This is a genomic window from Bradyrhizobium sp. Mp27, from assembly GCF_029953005.1.
Classification (GTDB): Bacteria; Pseudomonadota; Alphaproteobacteria; order Rhizobiales; family Xanthobacteraceae; genus Bradyrhizobium; species Bradyrhizobium barranii.
The window spans coordinates 1-21,034 of the sequence record NZ_JASAUS010000139.1 but is presented as its reverse complement, the minus strand read 5'-3'; the positions used below and the strand labels follow the sequence as shown (position 1 = coordinate 21,034).

Sequence of the window (21,034 nt, the reverse complement as noted above, 5' to 3'; positions counted from 1 at the left end):
CCACCACCTGCTTTGTTACGAAGCAGGCAGCGCAACAGACCAACCTGTAGGGGGTCAATTTTGGACGCCGATCCCCCGGCTTAGGGGGTCAATATTGCAAGCCGAATGACAATCCGGCGCCTCCTCCGGCGAGAAAAGCGTCCACGGGCGCTGAACCCGAGGTATGCAGCACGGCGGTGATGCGGATACGTGCGCCGAGATGCTCGGGATTTGCCGGGATGATCGTCATCGGCTCGGAAGCCGCGTGGAACAGCAGGCCATAAGTGCCGATCGCACCCCATAATCGGCAACACTAGAGTCTAGCGAACCTGAACCCGCGGTAAGCGCGCCGCAGGCAAGCGGACGACGAGCTGGCTGTCCGTGATGTCGATGACTTCCTTGCGCTTTCTCCCGTCATCGTACCGCAATTCGAACGACACTCCCGATCCAGATGGGGCAAAGGGCTCAGGCGTAAGGCTGATCCACCCCGCCCCCAAATTCAGAATGATCGGTCGATCCGCCCGGAAGCGCGCGTCGAGCAGCACCAAGTCCAATCGAAGAGACTGGAGCCGCACGTTGAGCCGTCGCCGCACGCCATCACGTGGCCAGATACGCAGGGTGTGAGCGAACGTCTCCATGATGCCACCGTGACAAACCTGCCCAAAGATGGGACCGTCGGCAACGATCGTCGCAGCAGCGCGGACCGCCCCACAAAATCCCAGGTCGATCTCGCACGAGTAATACCACGTTCCACGGTGATGCGGCTGACCGAGCCATGTGGTGCCGCTCGGCGCCGGCTCGAAGCCGCCACCGGCCGCGCCGTCATTCTCCTCGCCCGGATACCAATAGCCATGACCCGCCGACGCAGGGCCGCTGTTCAGCAAAGCCCACGCGCTGAGTTGTGAGGCATAGCCGAGACGAAGGAGCGGATGCGGGTCGTCTGCATCGTTCAGCGCATGATCAAGCAGCGCCCAGCCACCCATCTGCGCCATGTAAGTCAGCGTATAGGCGTCGCCCGCAGTGTGGCGATAATCGCTGCCCAGATAGTAATAAGCAGGTTCCAGCTAGCCACGGCAGAACAGATTTGCAGCGATCTGACGCTCCGAGAAGGCACGCGCCGCCGCCTTCGAAACCCCCATGGCGACAGGGTCGTCAAGGGCCGAGCGCGCCAGTGCCTGCGTTGATTCGAAGGCTGTGGAATCGAACGGATATTCAGACTTGAACAGGTCCGCCTTCGGATCGACGAAGGCGCGCACCTTACGCGCCCAGTGCGCCTCCAACGTCGCCGCCTCGCGCGTCAAGCCCGCCGTCGTGAGCGCCGAAACCAGTTCGGGGATCACACATTCGTTGTAGAAGCCGGTGCGGTAGGCAGACCACATCACCACGCGCATCGGCACCGTGAACATGGCCAGCGCCGTACCGTAGGCGCGTACCAAATAATCTCGTGCGCTCTGGCGGGTGGGTATCGCGGGATGGTCACGCGCGATGCGGTGCATGGCCAAATACATCGCGAAGATGTGCGGATAGTCATAAGGCCGCCAGATATGCAGGCGACCCTTCGGGCCGGGATCGCTGCTTTCCCTGTTCTGCTTCCAATCGGGTATGCCGTAGAGGCCGTAGGCGTATGCCTCCTGTGTGGTACGTTGCAGCCCGCCCCAGACGAACGTGTCTATATACCGATCCAGCGCCGCCACTTCCGCCACATCAGGATGCTCGGCATTCTTGGTCGCGAGGTAAGCGGGCTTGCTCAGCCCGGGATCATCACACGTCACCTCGTAGATGCGCCAACCCTTGATCCGGTCGTAATTGTCCGGGCCAAGCAGGACCTGCGTCTCCATATTCCACTCGCCAAACAAACCGTCGTACCATTTGGACGGGTCACGATGCTGCCGCTTCACGATGAAGGTTGCGCGCTTCTTCATCATCGTCTCGACGGGCTCGGTAGCGAAGAATTCAAGAAATGTCTGGCGCGCACCCGGCTGGTGCAGGGTCAGCCGGTTCTCGCCCAATCGCGAAAAGCGAACCCGCCACAGGCGCCTGCCAGCCCGATCCGGCAACCGTTGCACCACCGTGTCGCCGGTAAATTCCGCTTCGATTCGCTCCACCGGAATGGAGGACGCGAGCGCGATGTCGACATGCAGGTCATTGGGAACCGTCATGCCCGGCATCACTTCCACGTCCACCAGACCGGCGTCCGCGATAGCCCTGCGCGCCGCCTCGTAATTGGCAACCCATTGGAAGCGGAGACGGTAACGCCGTTGCTCGGCCGGCGACAGGGACAGGGAATGCGTCGGCTGTCGCCAGCGAGTCCCCGCCGCCACTGCCTCGCCGGCGGCCGCTCCGCCCAAGATGTAGGCGCACCACGTCCCACTGGCTTCGGCCGAATCCTTGTGGACATCCCAATATTCCAGTGACGTGTCCGCTTCCGGTAAGAGCATGAGGAAGGGGCCGGTGCTGTTGCCGCGAATCCAGAAGATGTGCGATCCATGCCCCGAGACGAAGCTGTGCTTCAAAACAGCCACCGATGCCGGTTGCCCTGCCGGAAATTCGGTGTTCATCGGCATGGGAAAATAGAGGTCGCCAACCTCCACGCTCGCCATGCCGTCGTTCCGCAGCATGATCTCCCACGTCAATCCAGCCTCGTCGACTGCGAGGCGGGTCGTGAGAAGGACGCCGGCATCGCGGGCTGCTAGTTCAAGGGCCGCGCTATGCATCGGCTTCGTTGCATCAACGCCGGTTCGAAGCGTATGCCACTCGGATCCGGCACGCCGAACTCTAGCGTGAGCCGTCCCCAGCACGGCTCCAGGCAGAACATAATCCGTGTCATACGCATCGTTACGATAACGCAAGGAGGTAATGCCGTCTTGTGTGCACCCAACGACGAAGGGAGAGTCGACCGCCTTCAACACCATGGCAACCTTGCGCTGCGGCCGATTGGGTGTAGGCAGCGTAACGCCCCCGAAAAACGCGCTACCCAAGAAGCTACTGCCCAACAGCATCGTACGACGCGTATACGTCCAGGCTTTAGACATGGCTTTAGACTTCGTCATCAACCGTATCCGGTATCGCTCCATACGGATGATCAAGGCGTGCCGTTTCCCGCCGTAAACGTCAACGCGACAAAGCGACATACGTTCTCAAGTACCCAGCGTTCGGTTGCCACCGCTTCGTCACCATCGGTCCTCACGGTGCCCTTGGACACCAGAGCTTGCTCGCAAGGAGGCCAAGCTGCTCTTGGGCCTAGTTGCCAATGGCAAAGACCCGGTCGATGACAAAGTTCACGGCGCGCCTGAGGCATTCGGCCGAGCGCCGCCCCTCGACATTGCGCGGCTTCCACTGCCTGCTCACTACTGCGTAGTCTTACTTAATCAGAGTGTCGCGGCTTTTACCGAGAAGATTCCTATTTTTGAGAAGACTCATCTATTCGGCGTGCGGAGAGGCTGAGATGGGTCGGGTAAAATGGGGGACGTCGCGTCGAGGTTTTCGGCGTATGTTGAGGGTTTTACGAGCGTGATCGGGGACGGAGGCCGAGCCAAACCGCTTCGCGATTACTCCGCCGGTCTGATGATGCCTTGCGATCGCAAGAGTGTCGAGCCGATGGCCGCCATCACGGCTCCTGAACGGAGAGCAGCGCAACACCAGTCGTTGTTACATTTTGCCGGTCAAGGCGACTGGTTGGGTCAGCAAGTAAATTTTGTGATTTGTAGTGCGTCGGAAGGACTGGATGTAGGCCAGCTTGGGACATGAGGAACATTAATCGTGAGCTCCGCGCTCGCGAGGGCGCCATTCCGGCACCAGCGCGAGGCAGGCTGAGCGTCGACGACTTCTGTGCCCTCAAGGAAATCACCAAATATTGCCGATGCGGTTGCGGAGGCAGCGCGCGCTCTCTGCCGCGCAATCGTCTGATGCTTTGCGACGTCACCACGACTTTCACGAGATGGGCCTGCCGACATTTCGATGTCGTCGAAATCAACACTCTCTTGGGCCGAAATCTTCCGGACCTGGAAGCTCTCGCCGTTGCACAAGTGCAACGACATTTCGCTGCGATCGGCGAGGCAGACGAACGCTGGGTGGGCGATGGTATGCATCGCATCGAGGGCGAAGAGACTGAGATCTGTCCCTTCTGCGCTCAGGACCATGCGAATTCGCCGCGCATCGAGCACTACCGCGCGTACTTCAGTGAGGGCTAAAGACGGCGGAGCAGAGCAATATTGTTGAAAGATACAAAAAGAGAAGGAAGGTTTATCGCGAAATGACAAGAACGCGTAGTCAAATAGCGGACCAAAGTAATGTGTTTAGTGAATGAGTGAAGGACTTGATTCCCTTTCCAGAAAGAACAAATGTTGCCGAGAAAATACAAGAGATTCTAACAAGCGCGGCGAACCGGGCGCCGGAGGAGCCTATTTTTTGACGAATATCGAAACGTTTGCGAGGCGCCGCCGGCGCACGAAGTCGTGCCTCGCGCGCTTTGCTTGTCACCTGAGCATAGGGACGTCCTTTTATGGATCCAATCAGGGCAGCAGAAGACAGCCGATGAAATTGCCGAGCTCAATCGCAACGTCGATGCGCAGCAAGCCGAGCTAAGGCGGATCTCGGATCAGATCGCAACCCTGACCCAAAGAATCGAGGGGCTGCAGAATCCGGCGCCTGTTGCTTCTCCTGCTCCTGCTGCTTCTTTGCCCCCCGCGCGCACCACATCCAAGCCGGCCAAGAGAGACGTCCGGCCCTCGAAACCGCAGGGGCTGGTTTCCGTCGGAGGCGGGCCGCTGACTGCAGAGCCAAGCACGGAACAGCGCGGATTACCACAAAATGCCTGCCATATGAGGCTTCGCCTTCCAACCACGTCGAAAACCGACGGTCCACCATCTTGATTGGCAGGCCGAGCCTCTCATTGCTCCGCGCGGTTTCGGAAATCCTGTGCGAGTCGCAAGAAGTTCTTAAGCAGGACGTGCCCCTGTGAGGTAAGTATCGACTCGGGATGGAACTGGACCCCATAGGTGGGATAATAGCCGTGCGTGAGGGCCATGATCTCGCCTTCCTCCGAACGCGCTGTCACTACGAGGTTCTGCGCACATGACTGATCAAGCGCGACGATAAGAGAATGGTAGCGTCCGACGTCAAGCGGGGTTGGCAGTCCCTTGAATAACCCTCGGCCGTCATGCGCAACGTATGAGCGCCGACCGTGCATGGGCCGACGCGCACGCGCCACCCGTCCTCCGAAAACGCTTGCAATACACTGATGTCCAAGGCAGATGCCGAGAATTGGTACGCGTCCTGAAAGTTCGCGAACCACTGCTGTCGATATTCCTGCCTCAGTTGGGGTGCAGGGGCCGGGCGATATGACCACCGCGCGCGGGTTGAGACCAACGAGCTCGCTGATGCTGATAGCGTCGTTTCGGATCACTTCCGTTGCTTCACTGAGCTTGTGGAAATAGCGGGCAATATTGAACACGAAGGAATCGTAATTATCGACGATGACAATCAAAATGCACCAGCTGGTTCAGAACCAAATGCATCAAAGATTCGCTCTGCCTTGGTGAGCGTTTCCTCGTATTCGGCCTCGGGCTTCGACAGGGCCGTTATACCGCTGCCCGCATGAAACACAGCCAGGTCGCCGTCGATCGTGACAGTGCGGATCGCAATACTGGTGTCCATGTGCCCGTTGAAGCCGATGAAGCCGATCGCCCCACAATAGACCTCTCGCGCTATGCGCTCGATTTCTGTAATAATTTCCATCGACCGCGGCTTTGGCGCTCCCGTAATGGAGCCGCCGGGAAAGCAAGCGCGGAGCAGGCTAACGGCGTCTTCGTCTCCGGCAAGTTTCCCCGTAACGATCGACACGAGATGGTGCACCGAGGCATAGGACTCGAGATTGCATAGGGCCGGAACCCCGACCGAATGCGCAGTGCAAACGCGTGACAGATCGTTACGCAAAAGGTCGACAATCATCGTGTTCTCGGCCTGATCCTTTTCGGAAGCGAGGAGAGCAGCCGCACGGCGGTGGTCTTCCTTGGGATCAGGCGAACGCGCTATCGTGCCCTTGATGGGGCGTGTCTCGACTTGTCGCCCCTCAAGTTTCAGGAATCGTTCCGGCGAACTTGATGCGATGGTCAGCTTTCCCCATCGCAGCAGGGCCGCAAAAGGCGCCGGATTCAATGATCGTAGCTGGCAATAGAAGGCGAGCGGATCAAACGAGGTCGACAGGCGGGTGCTGAAACGCTGCGCAATATTCGTCTGGAACACGTCACCCGCGAGAATCAAGTCGATCACGCGTTGTACCGCCGCAATGTAGCCGTCGCGGCTGAAGTTCGAGCGCCACGCGCCCGCTTTGCTGGGACAACCCTTCTGTGGCGCCTTTGCACCGGCAAGCAATGCTGCAAACTCGTCGGCTCGACGAAGCGCTCGTTCGCTCCGTCGCACGCGATCCTGCTCCGGCCATCCGGTCGAGACGATCCAGCATTTGTTATCCCGGTGGTCGAAGCTGATGACCACGTCATAGAAATGCAGGATGGATTGGGGCAAACCCAGACCGGCAATTGGCGGGGCAGACAATCGCTCCAATGTCCTGTTCATGTCGTAGGCAAGGTAGCCTGCCGCTCCTCCCTGGAATGGCGGGAGATCGGGACGATGCTCTTGCGGGTACTTCGCGAGTAGCGTGCGAAGGACCTTCCATGGATCGGCCTCGAGAGTCAGTCCGTTCCAACTGGCTTGGCCGTTCGCGACCCTGTAGGTGCTGAAGGGGTCGCACGTTAGATATGAGTAGCGCCCAAGCAACTCGTGCCTTGCTGCGCTATCGAGAAACGTGAGATGCGATCGACGCCCAAGACGTCGCATCGCTGTGACAGGTTCAACCCACTGCAACTCGCGAACGTACATCGGGTTATCGGTCACAGGCGGCTGACGTCGTGAAAGTGCCGTTCCATCTGTTGCCCCACCGATGAGAATGACTCTTATCTGTGCTGGGCCGAAACATGAGGCCCATTGCCAAGTTACGCCGGCGGCGGACTTTTTGCTGCGACAGCACCAGGATCATCCTGCCGTGGAGGCGAAAGGGGTATCTGTTGATACATCGTAGTCGGCCGCGAACCGCAGCTCGCGGAGCGGTCGGACCCGTTTAATCGATTCCTGGTAGAGATCGTGCGCTTTGTACGCTGCGAGCTCTGTCTCGCTGTCGAACTCACCATAGACCACGATGTCGATATCGTTGCCGAGCTGATCCGTCTTGCGGTTACGGGCAACCTCAAGCCGGCGCGCATGCGGTATCGTGCTGAGAAGCGAAAGACCTTCGATGATCTGGTGGATATGCGCCTCGTCCTTGGCGCTGAAGAAAACGATGTGACGAATCATGGCCGTCCGTGGAGATGTCGCTAGCGGGTGCCATAACTATCTGGGAATAGATTCGGTTGCAATGAGGCTAGTCGCTTGCCGCATGATCGTCGCTTGCAACCGTCGGCGATCTGCAATGGAGCTTGCCAGATTTGCTCAGGACGCCGGAAGGGCAAGTCGCTCAATGGTTTGAATGTGCCGCGTGAGCAGGTTACAGGCGTGATCGACGTTGCGCGTTCGCAGGGCTTGCAGAATCAGGCGGTGATCTTGATTGGAGCGCGGTCGCCAGCCCACCGATCGCGCCATCGCGAACACCAATCGAGAATTGGCAAGCTGCAATCCATCGAGGCTCGCGAGCAGACGCGGCATTCCGCACGGCGCGACCAAGGCTTGGTGAAAGGCGCGGTTGGCCATCTCAAACTCCTCGATCGTCTTTGCATTGTCTCCTTCGATTAGGGCGAGCTCGATTTGAGCCAAATGAGCTGTTGTCAGTCTTGGCCCCGAATGGCGCAATGCCACCACCTCGAGCGCGGCGCGCATTTCGGCGATCTCCTTCACTGAACGGGTATCGAGCGGGGCAACCCGAACACCGCGACGCGGCACAGCGACAACAAGATGTTGTGCCTGCAGGTGCCGAAAGGCCTCGCGCACGGGGACGTGGCTGGAATTGAATTCTCGTGCAACGTGATCCTGACGGAGTGGTGCGCCTGGCGCTAAGGCGCCGCTGATAATGCGCTCAGCGATTGAGTCCGCGATGCGCGCGACCATCGTCATGTTGTCAGCAGTGATCATAGATTATCTACCGCAATAATCGGTGCATTTGCGAGGCAGCTCGATTAGCATCTCTTCGAGGGCGATGACTATAGATAATTCACGCGATTATCTACAACTGAGCGAGATTGGGTTATGGATGCTGCTGTGCAAGTCCAACGAAAGAAAGCTAGCAACGGGGCGCAGGTTCGTAATCATTGGAACGTCGAAGAGGCTAAGGCGCTCTACGACCTTCCTTTTGCCGACCTGATGCTTCAGGCGCAGCGCGCTCATCGCAAGAACTTCGATCCAAACCACGTCGAAACTGCGAGCCTGCTCAGCATCAAGACCGGCGGCTGTCCGGAGGACTGCGGCTACTGCTCGCAAGCGCGCATTACGCGACCGGCCTGAAAGCGACCCGTCTGATGCGTTGCGCCGATGTGGTTGCGACCGCACAGCGCGCGAAGGATGCCGGCGCTACGCGCTTCTGCATGGCCGCGGCCTGGCGCACGCCAAAAGATCGCGATCTTGATTCCGTCTGCGACATGGTCAACGCGGTCAAAGGTCTCGGCATGGAAACGTGTGTCACGCTCGGCACGCTGACACCGAAGCATGCCGCGCGCCTCGCCGAGGCCGGCCTTGACTTCTACAATCACAACGTCGACACACTCGCCCGAGTTTTACAGCAAGATCATCACCACCCGCAGCCTCCAGGACCGCATCGATACGCTGGCGCATGTGCGCGATGCCGGCATCAAGATCTGCTGCGGCGGGATTATCGGCATGGGCGAGCGCGTCGAGGACCGCCTAGGTATGCTCGTGTTGCTCGCCAATCTTCCCAACTATCCCGAAAGCGTGCCGATCAACCTGTGGAACAAGATTGAGGGCGTACCGGTGGAAGACACCGCGGAGCCTCCCGATCCGATCGCGCTGGTCCGGCTGCTGGCGACCGCGCGGGTCATGATGCCGAGGAGTGTGGTTCGCTTGTCCGCCGGGCGGCAATACATGACCGATGAATTGCAGGCGCTTTGCTTCTTGGCCGGCGCAAATTCAATCTTCGTCGGCGACGTGCTCTTGACCACCAATAACCCGAAAGTTGATCGCGACGCGGATCTGCTGGCCCGGCTCGGCATCACGTCCGGGCTCGCCTGACGGAAGCAGCGCGCCCAATATGTTGCCCCTACACCAGCCTAGGTGAGAAATGCAGATAACTTTGATGAAGGGCAAAATCCATCGCGCCTCAGTGACCGAAGCTGATCTGCACTATGAAGGCTCGATCTCGATAGATCGTACGCTCCTGGAGGCAGCAGGAATGGTGATCAACGAGCGCGTCGAAATCTACAATGTAGAAACAGGGACGCGCTTTGCCACCTACGTGATCGAGGCGCCGCCGATGTCTGGTACGATAAGCCTGAACGGTGCGGCTGCCCGACTGGTGATGCCCGGAGACAAGATCATTATCGTTGCATATGCCTCATTCGATGAGGCCGAAGCAAAGAAGTTCAAGCCACGCGTTGTGCGTGTGGACCGAGATAATCGCATCCTGGCAAGTTGAACCTAACGGGCCATCCTTCCTTCTTAAACGGCCAACGCATCTTTTGCGTGATTTGATGCGATCCTCGGAGTGATGAATGCGGTCGATCCAGACAGCTAGACTTAGTCCCTACGTCGCAGCGTTGAATGCCTTGAACGAAGATAAACGGCTGCGCTGCCTCAAGCCGCGCGTGGGGATCGATTTCGCATCGAACGACTATCTGGCGCTCGGGAACGCTCGCGCATCAAAAAGGCGATGGTCGCCGCGCTCGAGGCGGGCACTCCGGTTGGAGCCGGCGGGTCGCGGCTTCTGCGCGGCAATTGCGAGGAGCATGAACGGCTCGAAACAGAAGCGGCTCAGTTCTTTGGCGCGGAGGCAGCGCTTTTCTTTGGAGGCGGCTACATCGCAAATTTTGCCCTCCTGACAACGCTCCCGCAGCGCGGCGATCTGCTCGTTCTCGATTCGCTCGTGCACGCCAGTATTCACGAGGGGGCGCGGGCCGGTCGCGCAGAGTGTCGAATTCACGCGCACAATGATCCCCAGTCAGTCGAAGACGCAATTCGCGCCTGGCGAAACAAAGGTGGAGCGGGCCGCGTGTGGATTGTGGCCGAAAGTCTCTACAGTATGGATGGCGACTTCGCTCCACTCGAAGAGCTAGTGGCAATCGCCGATCGCCAAGACGCGTTTCTGATCGTGGACGAGGCACATGCCACAGGCGCTTACGGGCATCAAGGACGAGGGCTCACGGCCCCTTATGACAAGCGCGAAAATCTCATCGTCGTTCATACCTGCGGCAAAGCGCTCGGTGCGGCGGGTGCACTTGTTACGGCCTCCGGCATCTTGCGCGATTTCATGGTCAACCGCTGCCGTCCGTTTATTTTTGCCACCGCCCCATCACCATTGATGGCCGTTGCCGTTCGAGAGGCACTCCTCACCCTGCAGAAAGAGCCGGAGCGGCAGCAACGGCTGGCCAAACTCGTTGCGTTCGCGCATCGGCAGATCACCTCGCTTGGTTTGCGCACACCATCGACCTCTCAGATCGTGCCCTACATCGTAGGTGACAATGCTCATGCAATGCGACTTGCCTCTGCTCTGCAGGCGCGCGGCTTCGATATCCGCGGAATTCGGCCGCCAACCGTCCCTGCAGGCACCGCCCGCTTGCGAATTTCGTTGACACTCAATGTTGGCGAAGCGGACGTGCGCGCGATGCTCGATGCGCTGGTTGAGGTGACGAGGGGCTCGTTTCGATGAATAAACGGATCGTCGTGACTGGTACGGACACCGGGGTCGGCAAAACGGTATTCTCCGCAGGGCTCGCCGGGCTTCTCGGCGCGAATTACTGGAAGCCGGTCCAGGCTGGACTCGAACAAGAGATCGACTCCGAGTGCATCCGCCGCCTCGGTGGCCTCTCGTCCGATCGGATTGTCCCGGAGCTCTATCGACTTCGGACGCCCGCGTCGCCCCATCACTCAGCGGAGATCGACGGCGTTCGCATAGATACAGAGACGCTTGGACTGCCGGACAGCGGCGAGCGGCCACTCGTGATCGAAGGCGCCGGCGGACTCATGGTGCCGCTGACAGCGCGCACGCTTTACATCGACATCTTCGAGCGCTGGCAGCTTCCCGTCGTGCTTTGCGCAAGGACGGGACTGGGCACAATCAATCACTCCCTGCTCTCCATAGAGGCTCTGCGGAAGCGTCAGATTCGAATCCTTGGGATTGCGTTCATTGGCGAAAGAAACGCCGAAACTGAAAGCGCGGTTTGCGAGATCGGGAGAGTGCGTTGGTTGGGACGGCTCCCGTGGCTTGTTCCCCTCACAAACGATAGGCTGCAGGCCGCTTTCAAAGACTCCTTTGTTAGCGGCGATTTCCTGAACCTATGAAGACAGCTAAGAGGTCGCCGATCTGACATCCGTTCACGCAGCATGCTCTACAGCGGGACATGACGAAGGTGGTCCGGGGAGAAGGGGCCTATCTCTACACCGAAGACGGCCGACGCCTTATCGATGCAATCTCCTCCTGGTGGGTCGTGACCCACGGCCATTGCCATCCATGCATCGTGAACGCGATCCGAGAACAGGCAGGCAAGCTCAACCAGGTCATCTTCGCCGGATACACTCACGACCCGGCTGAGCAGGTTGCGACGGAACTATTGAAGGTCACCTCCCCAGCGCTCGAACATGTGTTCTTCTCCGATAGCGGGTCCACCAGCGTCGAAGTCGCGCTGAAAATGGCGCTCGGCTACTGGCGCAATACCGGAAGAGAGCGAACCAAAATTGTGGTGATGCAGCACTCGTACCATGGCGACACGATCGGGGCGATGTCGGTAGGTAGCCGAGGCATCTTCAATGCGGCCTACGGGGCGCTGATGTTCGAGGTGACCTCGATTCCGTTCCCGGCAAGAGATTGTGAGCAAAGAGCTCTCGATGCGCTTGAAAACGCGTGTCGAAACGAACATCCCGCAGCCTTTATCGTGGAGCCCCTGATATTGGGTGCCGGTGGAATGCTGATGTATTCGCCCTCGGTGCTAAGAGAGATGAAGCGGATTTGCGAAGCCTTTGACGTCCTGTTCATTGCGGACGAGGTCATGACAGGCTGGGGCCGGACGGGTACCTTGTTTGCGTGTGAGCAGGCCGATGTCACGCCCGATATTGCTTGCTATTCGAAAGGCCTCACGGCTGGGGCGCTGCCGCTCGCCGTCACACTGTGTCGTGCCGATATTTTCGATGCGCATTATTCTGAAGATCGCACGCGTACGTTTTTTCATTCGAGCTCATATACGGCCAATCCAGTGGCCTGTGCCGCCGCCAAGGCTAATCTGGACCTATGGCAGGATCAGGAGTATCGCTGGCGGCTGGCATCCTTGGCGAGGATGCAAGAACAGGCACTCGCGCCGTTCCGCCTCGATTCACGGTTCGCAAACGTGCGGCGCACAGGAACAGTCACAGCGGTTGAACTCAACACGCGCGATGCTGGCTATCTGGCGGACATCGGTCCGAGGCTTTTGGCTTTCTTCCAAGCGCGGGATCTGCTGTTACGCCCACTCGGTAACACGATCTACGTGATGCCGCCTTACTGCGTTACGGCGGCCGATCTTGATGAAATCTATACTGCCATCCGCGACGCTGCTGACTTGCTGATGTGAGATGCACGAGACTGTGCGATCGTCTGCAGTGACAGGATCTTGGAAGGGAAAGTGCCCGTATTGCTGCTTTTGATCGTGCAACGAGGATGCAGCCCCCAACTTAAGCGCTCCCGATCCAACTGCCGCAGTAATTCTGCGGGCTAGTCATGCAAGGCGCAGCATTTGACCGAAATGTCGAGCGAATTGCGTAAATCACGATAGAGAAATCAATTATCTTGACCAAATTCTCGGCGAGGCTATCTGCGGAAAGTACTGCTTCGCGAGGCAGCCGCACATCAGAGTCAAGGCTCTTGATGGCTGCAACAACCAGGAAGACGGACCGCCGGGCGGGCCGCACCTTCGGTGCGCGCGTGGTGCTGTGGTCAGAGGGCAGCGGGGCTTCCCAGGTAAATGTCTGACAGGAGGCGAGAATGCACATTGGCTTCCGTAATTCCCTCGACCATTCAGCCACTTGCTGCGCGATATGCGGCGGAAAGTTTGGGCTGATCCGCCATTACTGCTGGCGAACGGCTCTTTGCTCGAAGAGATGCGTCAACCGCTTCAAGGCGCGGCGGGAGGCCGATCAGAAATGGCTTCGTTGGCTTCGAGCGGCTTAGGAATGGACTGAGTTGTGCCGGTACGGCCCTGGTCAGAGAATTCGAGTGGCCCTCTAGAGCACGTGGAAATCAAGTGACAGAAACATCGGCAAAAATAATCGACTTCACGGCCTACAGGGCCAGCAGGCTGGCGCGGTCTGAGCGCGTTCGCGACGACATCTACTCGACCGCGCTCTCGCTGCGCTTACGGCGGCCTGTCACCTTTGGACGTTCCTGGCCTGCCATCCGTTTGCTTTGCTCGGTGCGCAGGCGCCGAAGCAGGAGTCTCACGAGTCCCCCTAGCGGGCAGACACGGAGATGTGCCCTAAAGACGAAGTCCCCACTGCGCGCATCTGCGCTCGGTCCGGTCGCCGTCACCGTTTGGAGAGACTGCAATCAGCCCAGAAACGCGTGCAGATGGTGGCTCGTCGCGAGCGCCGCTCCTCGATTGAGGGCGCGGCTGGCATAGCCGCTGAAACTGCACGTGAAGACGAGCCATCGGGTGGTGAAATGGATGAGGAAGGTCTTGTCTCATGGTTGCGCGACCATTGGACTGTTTTTGCGCTGTTCCCCAGTTCTAGACAACTGGGATCTCCATCCTCCATGCCATTGACAGGTTTCTCCCGCGTTCTCTAGGAAGCGCCGACGGTGTGTGCGGAGCGGATTCAATATGAGCCACAGTTCAGAGCAGCCTCTAGAGCGTGTCACGATTCCGGCACTGCAGCAGTGGAAGGATAAAGGACGGCGTGTCGTGATGACCACCGCCTACGATGCGGTTGCGGCGCGCATCGCGGATCCCATTGTCGATATCATCCTGGTCGGCGATAGCGTTGGAAACGTCTGCCTGGGATTCGACAACACGCTGCCCGTCAGCGTGGCCATGATGAATCATCACCTGGAGGCTGTTGCGCGCACGAGGCCTCATGCCTTGCTTGTGGCCGACATGCCCTTTCTCAGCTTTCATGTCGGTTCTGAGGATACGATTCGCAATGCAGGAGGTTTTTTACAGCGTGGCGCCGATGCTGTGAAACTCGAGGGTGGTGCCAAACGCATCGAGATGGTACGCGCCTTGGTCGATTGCGACATTCCTGTGATGGGACATCTCGGTCTGACCCCGCAGAGCGTCAACGTCATGGGTGGATTCAAAGTGCAGGGAAGGACAACAGATACCGCCTTGCGGTTGCTCGATGACGCGCACCGTCTGCAGGAAGCCGGTTGCTTCGCGCTTGTCCTGGAGGGCATTCCTGCCGAGCTCGCGGCGCGAGCGACCGAATCTCTCACGATACCCACCATCGGGATCGGAGCAGGAGCCGATTGCTCGGGCCAAGTGCTCGTGTTTCATGATGTCTTGGGGCTAACCGAAGGCCATCGCCCCAAATTCGTTCGTGCCTATACAAATGGATTCCAGTTGTTCCAGGAGGCGCTGTCGCGCTGGGCTGCCGATATCCGCAAAGGGGCGTTCCCGGGCTCAGAGGAGTGCTATCGGCTTCCTGATCAGCTTCGGCATGCCGTCGCCAACTGGGTGCCCTCCAGTTCAACCTCAAGGTAAGAAATGAAAGTAATTACGAAGGTGGCTGAGCTGCGTCGCGCCCTTGCAGACGTTCGCAATGCCGAAAAGCGCATCGGATTCGTTCCGACGATGGGATACTTGCACGACGGCCACCTGGCCTTGATCTCGGCCAGCCGGGAACACTGCGACGTCACTGTCGTTAGCATCTTCGTCAACCCCACTCAGTTCGGCCCAAATGAGGATCTCAGCAGGTACCCCCGCGACTTCGCGCGCGATGAAGCGTTATGCGGCAGTGCCGGGGTCTCCATCATCTTCGCGCCAAGTGCAGAGGAGATCTATCCGGCTCAATTTGAGAGCTTTGTCGAGCCGGGCGAACTCGCAAAGCCGCTCTGCGGAGCTTTCAGGCCTGGACATTTTCGTGGTGTAGCGACCGTCGTCTGCAAGCTATTCAACATGGTGCAGCCGGACGTCGCGTACTTTGGACAGAAGGATTTTCAGCAATGCGCGGTAATACGCCGCATGACGGTTGATCTGAATCTTCCGATCGAGATTGTCACTGTGCCAACCGTGCGGGAGCCAGATGGGCTGGCAATGAGCAGTCGCAACCGTTATCTCTGCCCGGAAGAACGTGATCGGAGCTTGGCGATCAGCCGTGGCTTGTTCGCCGCAGCGCATGAGTTTGCCTCAGGGGAACGCGACGCCGCAACGCTGATTGCGCTTGCAAGAAGGCATTTGGAAAGGGTCGATCGACTACAGTACCTTGAGCTTGTCGACCCTGGGACTCTAAGGATTGCTGACAGCCCTCTGCGCTATCCGGCGGTGCTCTGTGTCGCAGCGTACGTCGGCTCCACGCGGTTGATCGACAATGTAGTCCTGTCCTGGTCGCCATCGTAGCGAGATCCGCAAGTGATTGCGCTCAGGAGCAGTCGAACCGGATGGGCTGGCCCTGAAATCCTCAACATCCTGGAAGAACTCTCGAAGACGATCCGGAACTGCCCTTTGCGTGCTGAACAACTCCCCCACGCTCGAGCTCATGATGTCGGTTGGAGATTGGCTCTGCCGCTGACGGGGTGGAGCGAGGCGGGGCCGCTCCACGCTGCCGAGATCATCCGCCTGCAAGCGGGCATCGCCAAAGGAGATTCGCTCAAAATCGTGTGCTGCCAAAACGTGCGATTATGGATCAACAACCACGCGCCCATGACCATGAAATTACTTCACGATGGCGCAGACGACCTCGTCAAGCTGCAAAAAGCCGAAGCTCCCTAAGAGCGGCCAGGGGCGAGTCAAGGGGGCAGTGAAGCGCGGGCGCCGGATCCTGGCCCGATTTCGTCGCCAGACGTCGGGCGGGCGCTGGTTTTTGACGCAAAGATATGCTTCACCGCAAGAATTGGTCGCGATGTCCCTCTACAGTGTAGGATGCCAGGCGCTCGGGTTTGGAGCCGATAGGTGCCGTCTTGTGAAACGACATCGGAGCAGTGGCAAGCTATTTCTACCAACTCCATCGGGGCAGGTATGCCGAAGCGCAGCAGGCGCGATAAACGGCAAATCCTCTGGCCGCAATTGAACCTGATGAGGCTCGGCAACGAGCTAGCACCGTGCGAGCATTGGCCTGCGGCAGCCGCCCAGTCAGTCCGGCGCGCAATAGATGGCCGAGCATGCTGTACATCATCGCAGAGCATGATCGCAGGGAGCTCACATTGGCCTCTGAGCTCTAGCAAGCTTGTCTGCTAGGCCCAGACGGCCGACGAGAAGACAAACGCAGGCCGATCAAGCGAGCTGCCGCAATGGATCAGCGATCGCAGAGGTGCTGGACATTGCACCGCGCTGGAAATCGGCCGACCGGCAGTCGCGGAGGCTCATGCGATCCGATGTACTTGAGTTGCGGTCCAGCAAATGCCCATTATCTTCCCCGATGGTATGAGGGAGATCTCTCAATGCTGGACGTTGGCACGATCACGCTTCTGCGCACGATCCTGGATGAGGTTTGCGTGAGCGTCCCACCGTATGACGCCGGCGTCCGCGCCTACGTTGCCTCCAGAATCCTGGAGGCCGCCACCAGAGGTGAGACGCGCCCCGATCTGCCTAAACAGATCGGTCAGGAAGCTCTTTCCAGAGCACCAACGATGTGGCGATAGATCTAGGACATGGCTTGTCATTGAGGTGAATTTCCAAGTCACAGTGCTGAAGATCCAGCTCGCAGAGTGTATCGTGGTCGCAAATCGATGGTGGCCTAACGTCACCCAAGACGCGGCGTATCTGATGTGAATCGGTTGGCGCGCTGCTCGGTGCCCGGCCGATCCTTGAAACGAGAGAGCAGCTCGCACAGCAGACGCCGCATCCAAGCCTTGGCGCACGCACCCTTGCGCGCCACGATGCCGGTGAGGCGACGCTCCAATAACCTTCGTCCGGAAACGGGGGCGAAGTCAGTGTTCGGCGCCGGAGCGCCGTCAACTCACGCGAGCCGGTGCGCCGTTGCTGTTTACTCCTGTGTGAGCGCCGCAAGTGCCCTTTCGATCACTGTGATGTCTTGACTGACCTGAGCGATCGCTGGCTTCGGATCAATGCCGGTAACGCAGTTCAACTGCTGCAGCAACTCCCGCCGATGCGCCAGAAGGTTCTCCAGCGCGCTGCGGTTGTTTAGTTTCACATAGCCGTCGACAATCAGTCCAATCGAAAGAGACATCGAAACTCTCAAACAAAGCTGTTCTCAACGAAGATGCGTATAGCACATCGGCAAACGATGTTCAGCTCCTCGGAAGAGAATACTGACGGGCGAGCTTGTTAGCGACAAGCGTCCGGCGCCGGGAGCGTGACCGACTATTCCTTGCGCCTTCCAAGCGCCCAGCTCTGTTTGAGCGACTAGCCGAGCAGAAAGACGGCGTATGGTGAGCCAAGAACGCTGCGGGTCGTGGCGATGGAAATGCTACGCTAGCGGAAGGAGTGTTGTCACGAACTGCCATTGTCCTTATCTGCCCGCCGAACGGCTTCCGAGATGCGATGGCGGGTGGCGCGTTGATCGACGACATGCTCGCCTGAATATCTCTTCGTAGAGATTGCGACGACCTCAGGAGCGTCCAGGATGCTCGATGAATATTTGGCCCGCATTCGTGCTCACCGCACAAACATCCACCGCTATCGTCGCCTGCTGAAGTCGAACCTGTCGGATGTCGAACGTCAGTTCATCGAAAAACGCCTCACCGAAGAGCAGACCGCGCTGGAGTTCCTTTCAGCCGAGACCTTCCCGCTCGCGTTTAGCCTCCGGAAGGGGCGGACATGCCGGCAAACTAGTCGCGGAGCCGCGAACGACGCGCGCGTTCCGGGCGGCCTGATCCGAGGCGCGGTGGGACCCCACGGCTGACCCTCCCAGCTGCGCATCCTCAAAAACCGCTCTGTACCGCGGGCTGTACCTAATTTGCGGGTTCTGATCGCGGCGGGCTTTGTCGAGTCCGATCGCCAAACACTTTCGAGCAGCATCACTGACTTCAATCCGGGACCTCTTCACCAGCGGATTAAAAAGCACCACTGTTCGACCGGTTCTCGCTCAGGACTTGTTTGTACTCGGCCATATCTCGGCAGTTTGTTAGATTGGCTACACGCCTAGCCAAATCGTTCTCACTAGCCAGCTGAGACAGCCACAACTTCATCGTTCATCGGTCTGCGACCACGGCATGAGATTTGCTCTGCTGGCTGAAACGCTGCGGAACCGTATTCGCGGCGAGAGGCACAGCAAGGAAGGAAACGACTTGCCAAATCTGCGAGTGGAGACAGTTTATGTCGGCGGCAGTATCTCCAGCAGCATTCTGGTGAATACACAGGCAAGCGGCGGTACCGCCCGAGACGTGGTACATCAAGTTGGTACGCGCCGATCGGCTGCGAAATACCCTCGTACCGATATTTTTACTAGTCGCCGTCGGGCAAATGGCAGGCCTTTTGCGTGTAGCCGATCCCGTAGGACTACTGCCCAGGTTCTCCGCGGCCGACGGTCGGTTGTTTCGACGGAGACCGCAGTCGGCCGCGCGACAGGGAAGGCGCCGTTCCGGAGCAGAACAACGGCCTCCAGCTTTTGGATCAATCAGAATCGGGCAACACCATGATTGTGCGTAGTCTGCACGACATTGAAGCAACCGATCACTTCGTCGATTGGGGCAATGGTACGAGCCACCGCCTTCTGACGGATAAGGACGGCATGGGTTTTAGCATCTGCCACACCATCGTGCGCGCTAACACCGTTTCTCTTCTGCAATACCGGAATCATCTCGAAGCCTGCTTCTGCATCGGTGGAGAGGGCGAGGTCGAGGACATGGACGGCAATGTCTTTCCTATTCGCCGGGGCGACATGTATGTGCTTGACAAGCATGACAAGCATCTCCTGCGCGGGGGACCGGACAAGGACATGATCCTCGTTAGCATCTTCAACCCGCCCCTCACCGGAACCGAGCGCCACAAGCTGGACGACCCGGCAGGCTCCACATATTGAGCGATGCGAAGAAACGCCAATCCAATATGAACTGCCGCTAATTGCGAGAAACATTTACTCGAGCGATCCAGCACTGGCTCGTACCGCACGCGCGGACTTTTTACGAAATGCCCACGCGAAGCGGTTAGGTTGAGCTGACAAATTTACTTTGGCATTCCAGGTCCCTTTTTTTCTTGTCCGGAATACCCGGCGGGCGGGGTCTTGTGCGATTGATAGCGCGCTCAGTTGTACGATGTCTGGCGACGCTGTTGGACAGCTGACACAGCACCGCTGTGGCTATCGCATTGATTGCACTCGATTTCACCTTTGGCACGAAACATGCGTAATCGTCTAAAGGGCGCCATAGAGGAGAAGTCGTTCGATGAGAACGCTGACCAGAAACGCTGACGCGCTTGAGTAGCAGCTGCGATACCGCCGCCACCATATTTGGTGGTGCGGAAGTTGGCGGAAGATTGAGTGATCCGCTTTGGCGAAGGGTTTCGTCACATCAATGCAGGCCAGCCAAAGCCCGAAAACAGATCCGAACCGATGTGAGCGATTTGCGTGAATCAAGGAAGACGCCTTCCGATCTTGAGCGATGATCAGGTGCAGAGCATATCTGCCGCGGATGAACTGCGGGCGCGTGGGGAGGAGTTTTGGCGACGGCGGCTCGAGCAGTTTAGCAGATTGCATCCTCCTTTCGTGTCATCGTCCGTGGCTGCGGCGCCGTCCCGATGGCAGTCGAGTTCATGGTTTAGCCCAAGCGGTTTGGCTATTTCCCCACAAGATCGCTCGGAATATTTGGTAGCAGCTTGGCTGATCTATCTCGCTCGGATCACGGGGCAACAAGAGTTTCAACTGGGATGGAAGCCTGCATGGGACCGATTGCAAACCGGCTCCAAACTCGTGATGGCCTCCGTCGCGCCGATGGATGTTCGCATTGAGCTTGCTCATGATTTTGAAGAAGTACGCAAAACCGTAGCGGCCGAAGTCGCTCAGCTGAGGGCGCACGCTAGCTTTGCCCGAGATCTTATAGCGCGCTGCCCGACATTGCGAGGAGTGGTGGCGCTACGGGCGCGCCAGCCTTGGCCGATTGGCATTGCAATCACGACAGAGAGCTGTCACGCCGCTGATGCTCTGACGACGAACCACAAAGCTGGGCATGCCTTGTGCGGCGATTTGCTGACCTTTGAGGTTTGCGCTCTGGATGGGAGCTTCCGCTGGCATTTTGATGCCGCTCGATTAGCACCGAAGCAGATCGACCGCATGACGCAGCATTTGCAAACTTTGTTACGCGGCGTGATGGCCGATGCTGGGCAGCCTGTCGGCCGAATAGACATTCTGGCCGCCGACGAACGCACGTATCTACTTGAGGATTTGAATCGGACGGCGGCGCCTTATCCGTTTGAGCTATGTATCCATGAGCTGTTCGAGGCGCAGGTGCAAAAGGCACCGGAAGCGGTGGCGGTGGTCTATGAGAAGGAGAGACTGAGCTATGGCGAGCTCAATGCGCGGGCCAACCGGCTGGCGCATCATTTGATCGAGCTCGGGGTCAAGCCGGACCAGCCGGTGGCGATCTGCCTCGAACGCAGCCTGGCGATGGTAGTTGGTCTCTTGGCGATCCTGAAAGCGGGCGGCGCGTATCTGCCGCTAGTACCCACTTTTCTTGGAACGTGAGTCGTGATTCAAGGTCGGGATGATACCCGAAGCAAGAGAAGTCCACCTTTCGAGGAAAGATCGCAAGGTGCTTGAGGCGTGC

Annotated in this window: 19 protein-coding genes and 3 pseudogenes; 14 read left to right on the top strand and 8 right to left on the bottom strand. The window is 58.6% G+C overall.

The features are described from left to right. Nucleotides 1–88 precede the first annotated feature (88 nt). From QJT78_RS40280 to QJT78_RS40270, 3 genes are all read right to left on the bottom strand, one after another. The gene (locus QJT78_RS40280; protein ID WP_157790230.1) at nt 89–229 is read right to left on the bottom strand and encodes a hypothetical protein; all 141 of its coding nucleotides are present in this window, start codon (nt 227–229) and stop codon (nt 89–91) included. A 70-nt stretch (nt 230–299) separates the two neighbouring features. Beyond that, complete coding sequence (locus QJT78_RS40275) at nt 300–971, bottom strand: hypothetical protein (protein ID WP_240537735.1); 672 nt, start codon at nt 969–971, stop codon at nt 300–302. 72 nt (nt 972–1,043) lie between these two features. Continuing rightward, nucleotides 1,044–3,029, bottom strand: a complete 1,986-nt coding sequence (locus tag QJT78_RS40270; RefSeq protein WP_244433445.1) for a DUF5695 domain-containing protein — start codon at nt 3,027–3,029, stop codon at nt 1,044–1,046. A gap of 409 nt (nt 3,030–3,438) precedes the next feature. Between QJT78_RS40270 and QJT78_RS40265 the strand changes: the two genes are divergently transcribed. Together QJT78_RS40265 and QJT78_RS40260 are read left to right on the top strand one after the other, a co-directional pair. Next, complete coding sequence (locus QJT78_RS40265) at nt 3,439–3,726, top strand: transposase (protein ID WP_011084883.1); 288 nt, start codon at nt 3,439–3,441, stop codon at nt 3,724–3,726. Continuing rightward, nucleotides 3,723–4,169, top strand: coding sequence for a hypothetical protein (locus QJT78_RS40260; protein WP_240537733.1), 447 nt, complete (start codon nt 3,723–3,725; stop codon nt 4,167–4,169). Before QJT78_RS40265 ends, QJT78_RS40260 begins: the two co-directional genes overlap by 4 nt. 698 nt (nt 4,170–4,867) lie before the next feature. Here the strand turns inward: QJT78_RS40260 and QJT78_RS40255 are convergent. From QJT78_RS40255 to QJT78_RS40240, 4 genes are all read right to left on the bottom strand, one after another. Then, on the bottom strand, nt 4,868–5,464 hold the full coding sequence (locus tag QJT78_RS40255) for an aminodeoxychorismate/anthranilate synthase component II (protein ID WP_014497769.1): 597 nt from the start codon (nt 5,462–5,464) through the stop codon (nt 4,868–4,870). Then, nucleotides 5,461–6,855, bottom strand: a complete 1,395-nt coding sequence (gene pabB / locus QJT78_RS40250; RefSeq protein ID WP_028153342.1) for an aminodeoxychorismate synthase component I — start codon at nt 6,853–6,855, stop codon at nt 5,461–5,463. The genes QJT78_RS40255 and pabB overlap by 4 nt, the downstream gene beginning before the upstream one ends. Before the next feature lie 153 nt (nt 6,856–7,008). Then, complete coding sequence (locus tag QJT78_RS40245; protein WP_011084888.1) at nt 7,009–7,326, bottom strand: Dabb family protein; 318 nt, start codon at nt 7,324–7,326, stop codon at nt 7,009–7,011. A gap of 135 nt (nt 7,327–7,461) precedes the next feature. Then, on the bottom strand, nt 7,462–8,097 hold the full coding sequence (locus QJT78_RS40240) for a GntR family transcriptional regulator (RefSeq protein WP_011084889.1): 636 nt from the start codon (nt 8,095–8,097) through the stop codon (nt 7,462–7,464). A 114-nt stretch (nt 8,098–8,211) separates the two neighbouring features. Between QJT78_RS40240 and bioB the strand changes: the two are divergent. The 9 genes and pseudogenes from bioB to QJT78_RS40195 all read left to right on the top strand — a co-directional run bounded on the left by bioB (nt 8,212) and on the right by QJT78_RS40195 (nt 16,954). Next, a pseudogene (gene bioB, locus QJT78_RS40235) lies at nt 8,212–9,207 on the top strand (biotin synthase BioB). 49 nt (nt 9,208–9,256) lie between these two features. After that, complete coding sequence (gene panD / locus QJT78_RS40230; protein ID WP_028153343.1) at nt 9,257–9,610, top strand: aspartate 1-decarboxylase; 354 nt, start codon at nt 9,257–9,259, stop codon at nt 9,608–9,610. Nucleotides 9,611–9,686: 76 nt separating this feature from the next. After that, nucleotides 9,687–10,840, top strand: a pseudogene (locus QJT78_RS40225) (8-amino-7-oxononanoate synthase). Continuing rightward, nucleotides 10,837–11,472, top strand: coding sequence for a dethiobiotin synthase (gene bioD, locus QJT78_RS40220; RefSeq protein WP_028153344.1), 636 nt, complete (start codon nt 10,837–10,839; stop codon nt 11,470–11,472). Before QJT78_RS40225 ends, bioD begins: the two are co-directional and overlap by 4 nt. Beyond that, nucleotides 11,469–12,734 (top strand): annotated as a pseudogene (locus QJT78_RS40215) (adenosylmethionine--8-amino-7-oxononanoate transaminase). The gene bioD and the pseudogene QJT78_RS40215 overlap by 4 nt, the downstream one beginning before the upstream one ends. A 1,245-nt stretch (nt 12,735–13,979) precedes the next feature. Beyond that, nucleotides 13,980–14,858 carry a 3-methyl-2-oxobutanoate hydroxymethyltransferase gene (panB, locus tag QJT78_RS40210; RefSeq protein WP_028153345.1) on the top strand — a complete coding sequence of 293 codons (879 nt, stop codon included), beginning with the start codon at nt 13,980–13,982 and terminating at the stop codon, nt 14,856–14,858. Between the two features lie 3 nt (nt 14,859–14,861). Further along, entirely contained in the window at nt 14,862–15,713 is an 852-nt protein-coding gene (gene panC / locus QJT78_RS40205; protein WP_011084897.1) for a pantoate--beta-alanine ligase, read from the top strand. Between the two features lie 12 nt (nt 15,714–15,725). After that, the gene (locus QJT78_RS40200; protein WP_038944800.1) at nt 15,726–16,085 is read left to right on the top strand and encodes a hypothetical protein; all 360 of its coding nucleotides are present in this window, start codon (nt 15,726–15,728) and stop codon (nt 16,083–16,085) included. A gap of 668 nt (nt 16,086–16,753) precedes the next feature. Next, nucleotides 16,754–16,954 carry a hypothetical protein gene (locus tag QJT78_RS40195; protein ID WP_038944799.1) on the top strand — a complete coding sequence of 67 codons (201 nt, stop codon included), beginning with the start codon at nt 16,754–16,756 and terminating at the stop codon, nt 16,952–16,954. Nucleotides 16,955–17,298: 344 nt separating this feature from the next. On the opposite strand, the gene QJT78_RS40190 is transcribed toward QJT78_RS40195, so the two are convergent. Beyond that, complete coding sequence (locus QJT78_RS40190) at nt 17,299–17,502, bottom strand: hypothetical protein (protein ID WP_014497760.1); 204 nt, start codon at nt 17,500–17,502, stop codon at nt 17,299–17,301. Between the two features lie 396 nt (nt 17,503–17,898). On the opposite strand from QJT78_RS40190, the gene QJT78_RS40185 reads away from it, so the two are divergent. The 3 genes from QJT78_RS40185 (at nt 17,899) to QJT78_RS40175 (ending at nt 20,952) form a co-directional block, all read left to right on the top strand. Further along, nucleotides 17,899–18,177, top strand: coding sequence for a hypothetical protein (locus tag QJT78_RS40185; RefSeq protein WP_011084900.1), 279 nt, complete (start codon nt 17,899–17,901; stop codon nt 18,175–18,177). Between the two features lie 732 nt (nt 18,178–18,909). Continuing rightward, the gene (locus QJT78_RS40180; protein WP_028154427.1) at nt 18,910–19,296 is read left to right on the top strand and encodes an ectoine synthase; all 387 of its coding nucleotides are present in this window, start codon (nt 18,910–18,912) and stop codon (nt 19,294–19,296) included. A 570-nt stretch (nt 19,297–19,866) separates the two neighbouring features. Further along, on the top strand, nt 19,867–20,952 hold the full coding sequence (locus QJT78_RS40175; RefSeq protein WP_240537731.1) for an AMP-binding protein: 1,086 nt from the start codon (nt 19,867–19,869) through the stop codon (nt 20,950–20,952). Nucleotides 20,953–21,034 lie beyond the last annotated feature (82 nt).

Excerpts from the sequence above, each read along its gene's own strand:
- QJT78_RS40240 (WP_011084889.1), bottom strand. The coding sequence starts at position 8,097 with ATGATCACTGCTGACAACATGACGATGGTCGCGCGCATCGCGGACTCA.
- pabB (WP_028153342.1), bottom strand. The coding sequence starts at position 6,855 with ATGTACGTTCGCGAGTTGCAGTGGGTTGAACCTGTCACAGCGATGCGA.
- QJT78_RS40260 (WP_240537733.1), top strand. The coding sequence starts at position 3,723 with ATGAGGAACATTAATCGTGAGCTCCGCGCTCGCGAGGGCGCCATTCCG.
- QJT78_RS40180 (WP_028154427.1), top strand. The coding sequence starts at position 18,910 with ATGATTGTGCGTAGTCTGCACGACATTGAAGCAACCGATCACTTCGTC.
- panB (WP_028153345.1), top strand. The coding sequence starts at position 13,980 with ATGAGCCACAGTTCAGAGCAGCCTCTAGAGCGTGTCACGATTCCGGCA.
- QJT78_RS40270 (WP_244433445.1), bottom strand. The coding sequence starts at position 3,029 with ATGACGAAGTCTAAAGCCATGTCTAAAGCCTGGACGTATACGCGTCGT.
- QJT78_RS40190 (WP_014497760.1), bottom strand. The coding sequence starts at position 17,502 with ATGTCTCTTTCGATTGGACTGATTGTCGACGGCTATGTGAAACTAAAC.
- bioD (WP_028153344.1), top strand. The coding sequence starts at position 10,837 with ATGAATAAACGGATCGTCGTGACTGGTACGGACACCGGGGTCGGCAAA.
- QJT78_RS40280 (WP_157790230.1), bottom strand. The coding sequence starts at position 229 with ATGACGATCATCCCGGCAAATCCCGAGCATCTCGGCGCACGTATCCGC.
- panD (WP_028153343.1), top strand. The coding sequence starts at position 9,257 with ATGCAGATAACTTTGATGAAGGGCAAAATCCATCGCGCCTCAGTGACC.
- QJT78_RS40275 (WP_240537735.1), bottom strand. The coding sequence starts at position 971 with ATGGCGCAGATGGGTGGCTGGGCGCTGCTTGATCATGCGCTGAACGAT.
- QJT78_RS40245 (WP_011084888.1), bottom strand. The coding sequence starts at position 7,326 with ATGATTCGTCACATCGTTTTCTTCAGCGCCAAGGACGAGGCGCATATC.
- QJT78_RS40185 (WP_011084900.1), top strand. The coding sequence starts at position 17,899 with ATGCTCGATGAATATTTGGCCCGCATTCGTGCTCACCGCACAAACATC.
- QJT78_RS40195 (WP_038944799.1), top strand. The coding sequence starts at position 16,754 with ATGCTGGACGTTGGCACGATCACGCTTCTGCGCACGATCCTGGATGAG.
- QJT78_RS40265 (WP_011084883.1), top strand. The coding sequence starts at position 3,439 with ATGGGGGACGTCGCGTCGAGGTTTTCGGCGTATGTTGAGGGTTTTACG.
- panC (WP_011084897.1), top strand. The coding sequence starts at position 14,862 with ATGAAAGTAATTACGAAGGTGGCTGAGCTGCGTCGCGCCCTTGCAGAC.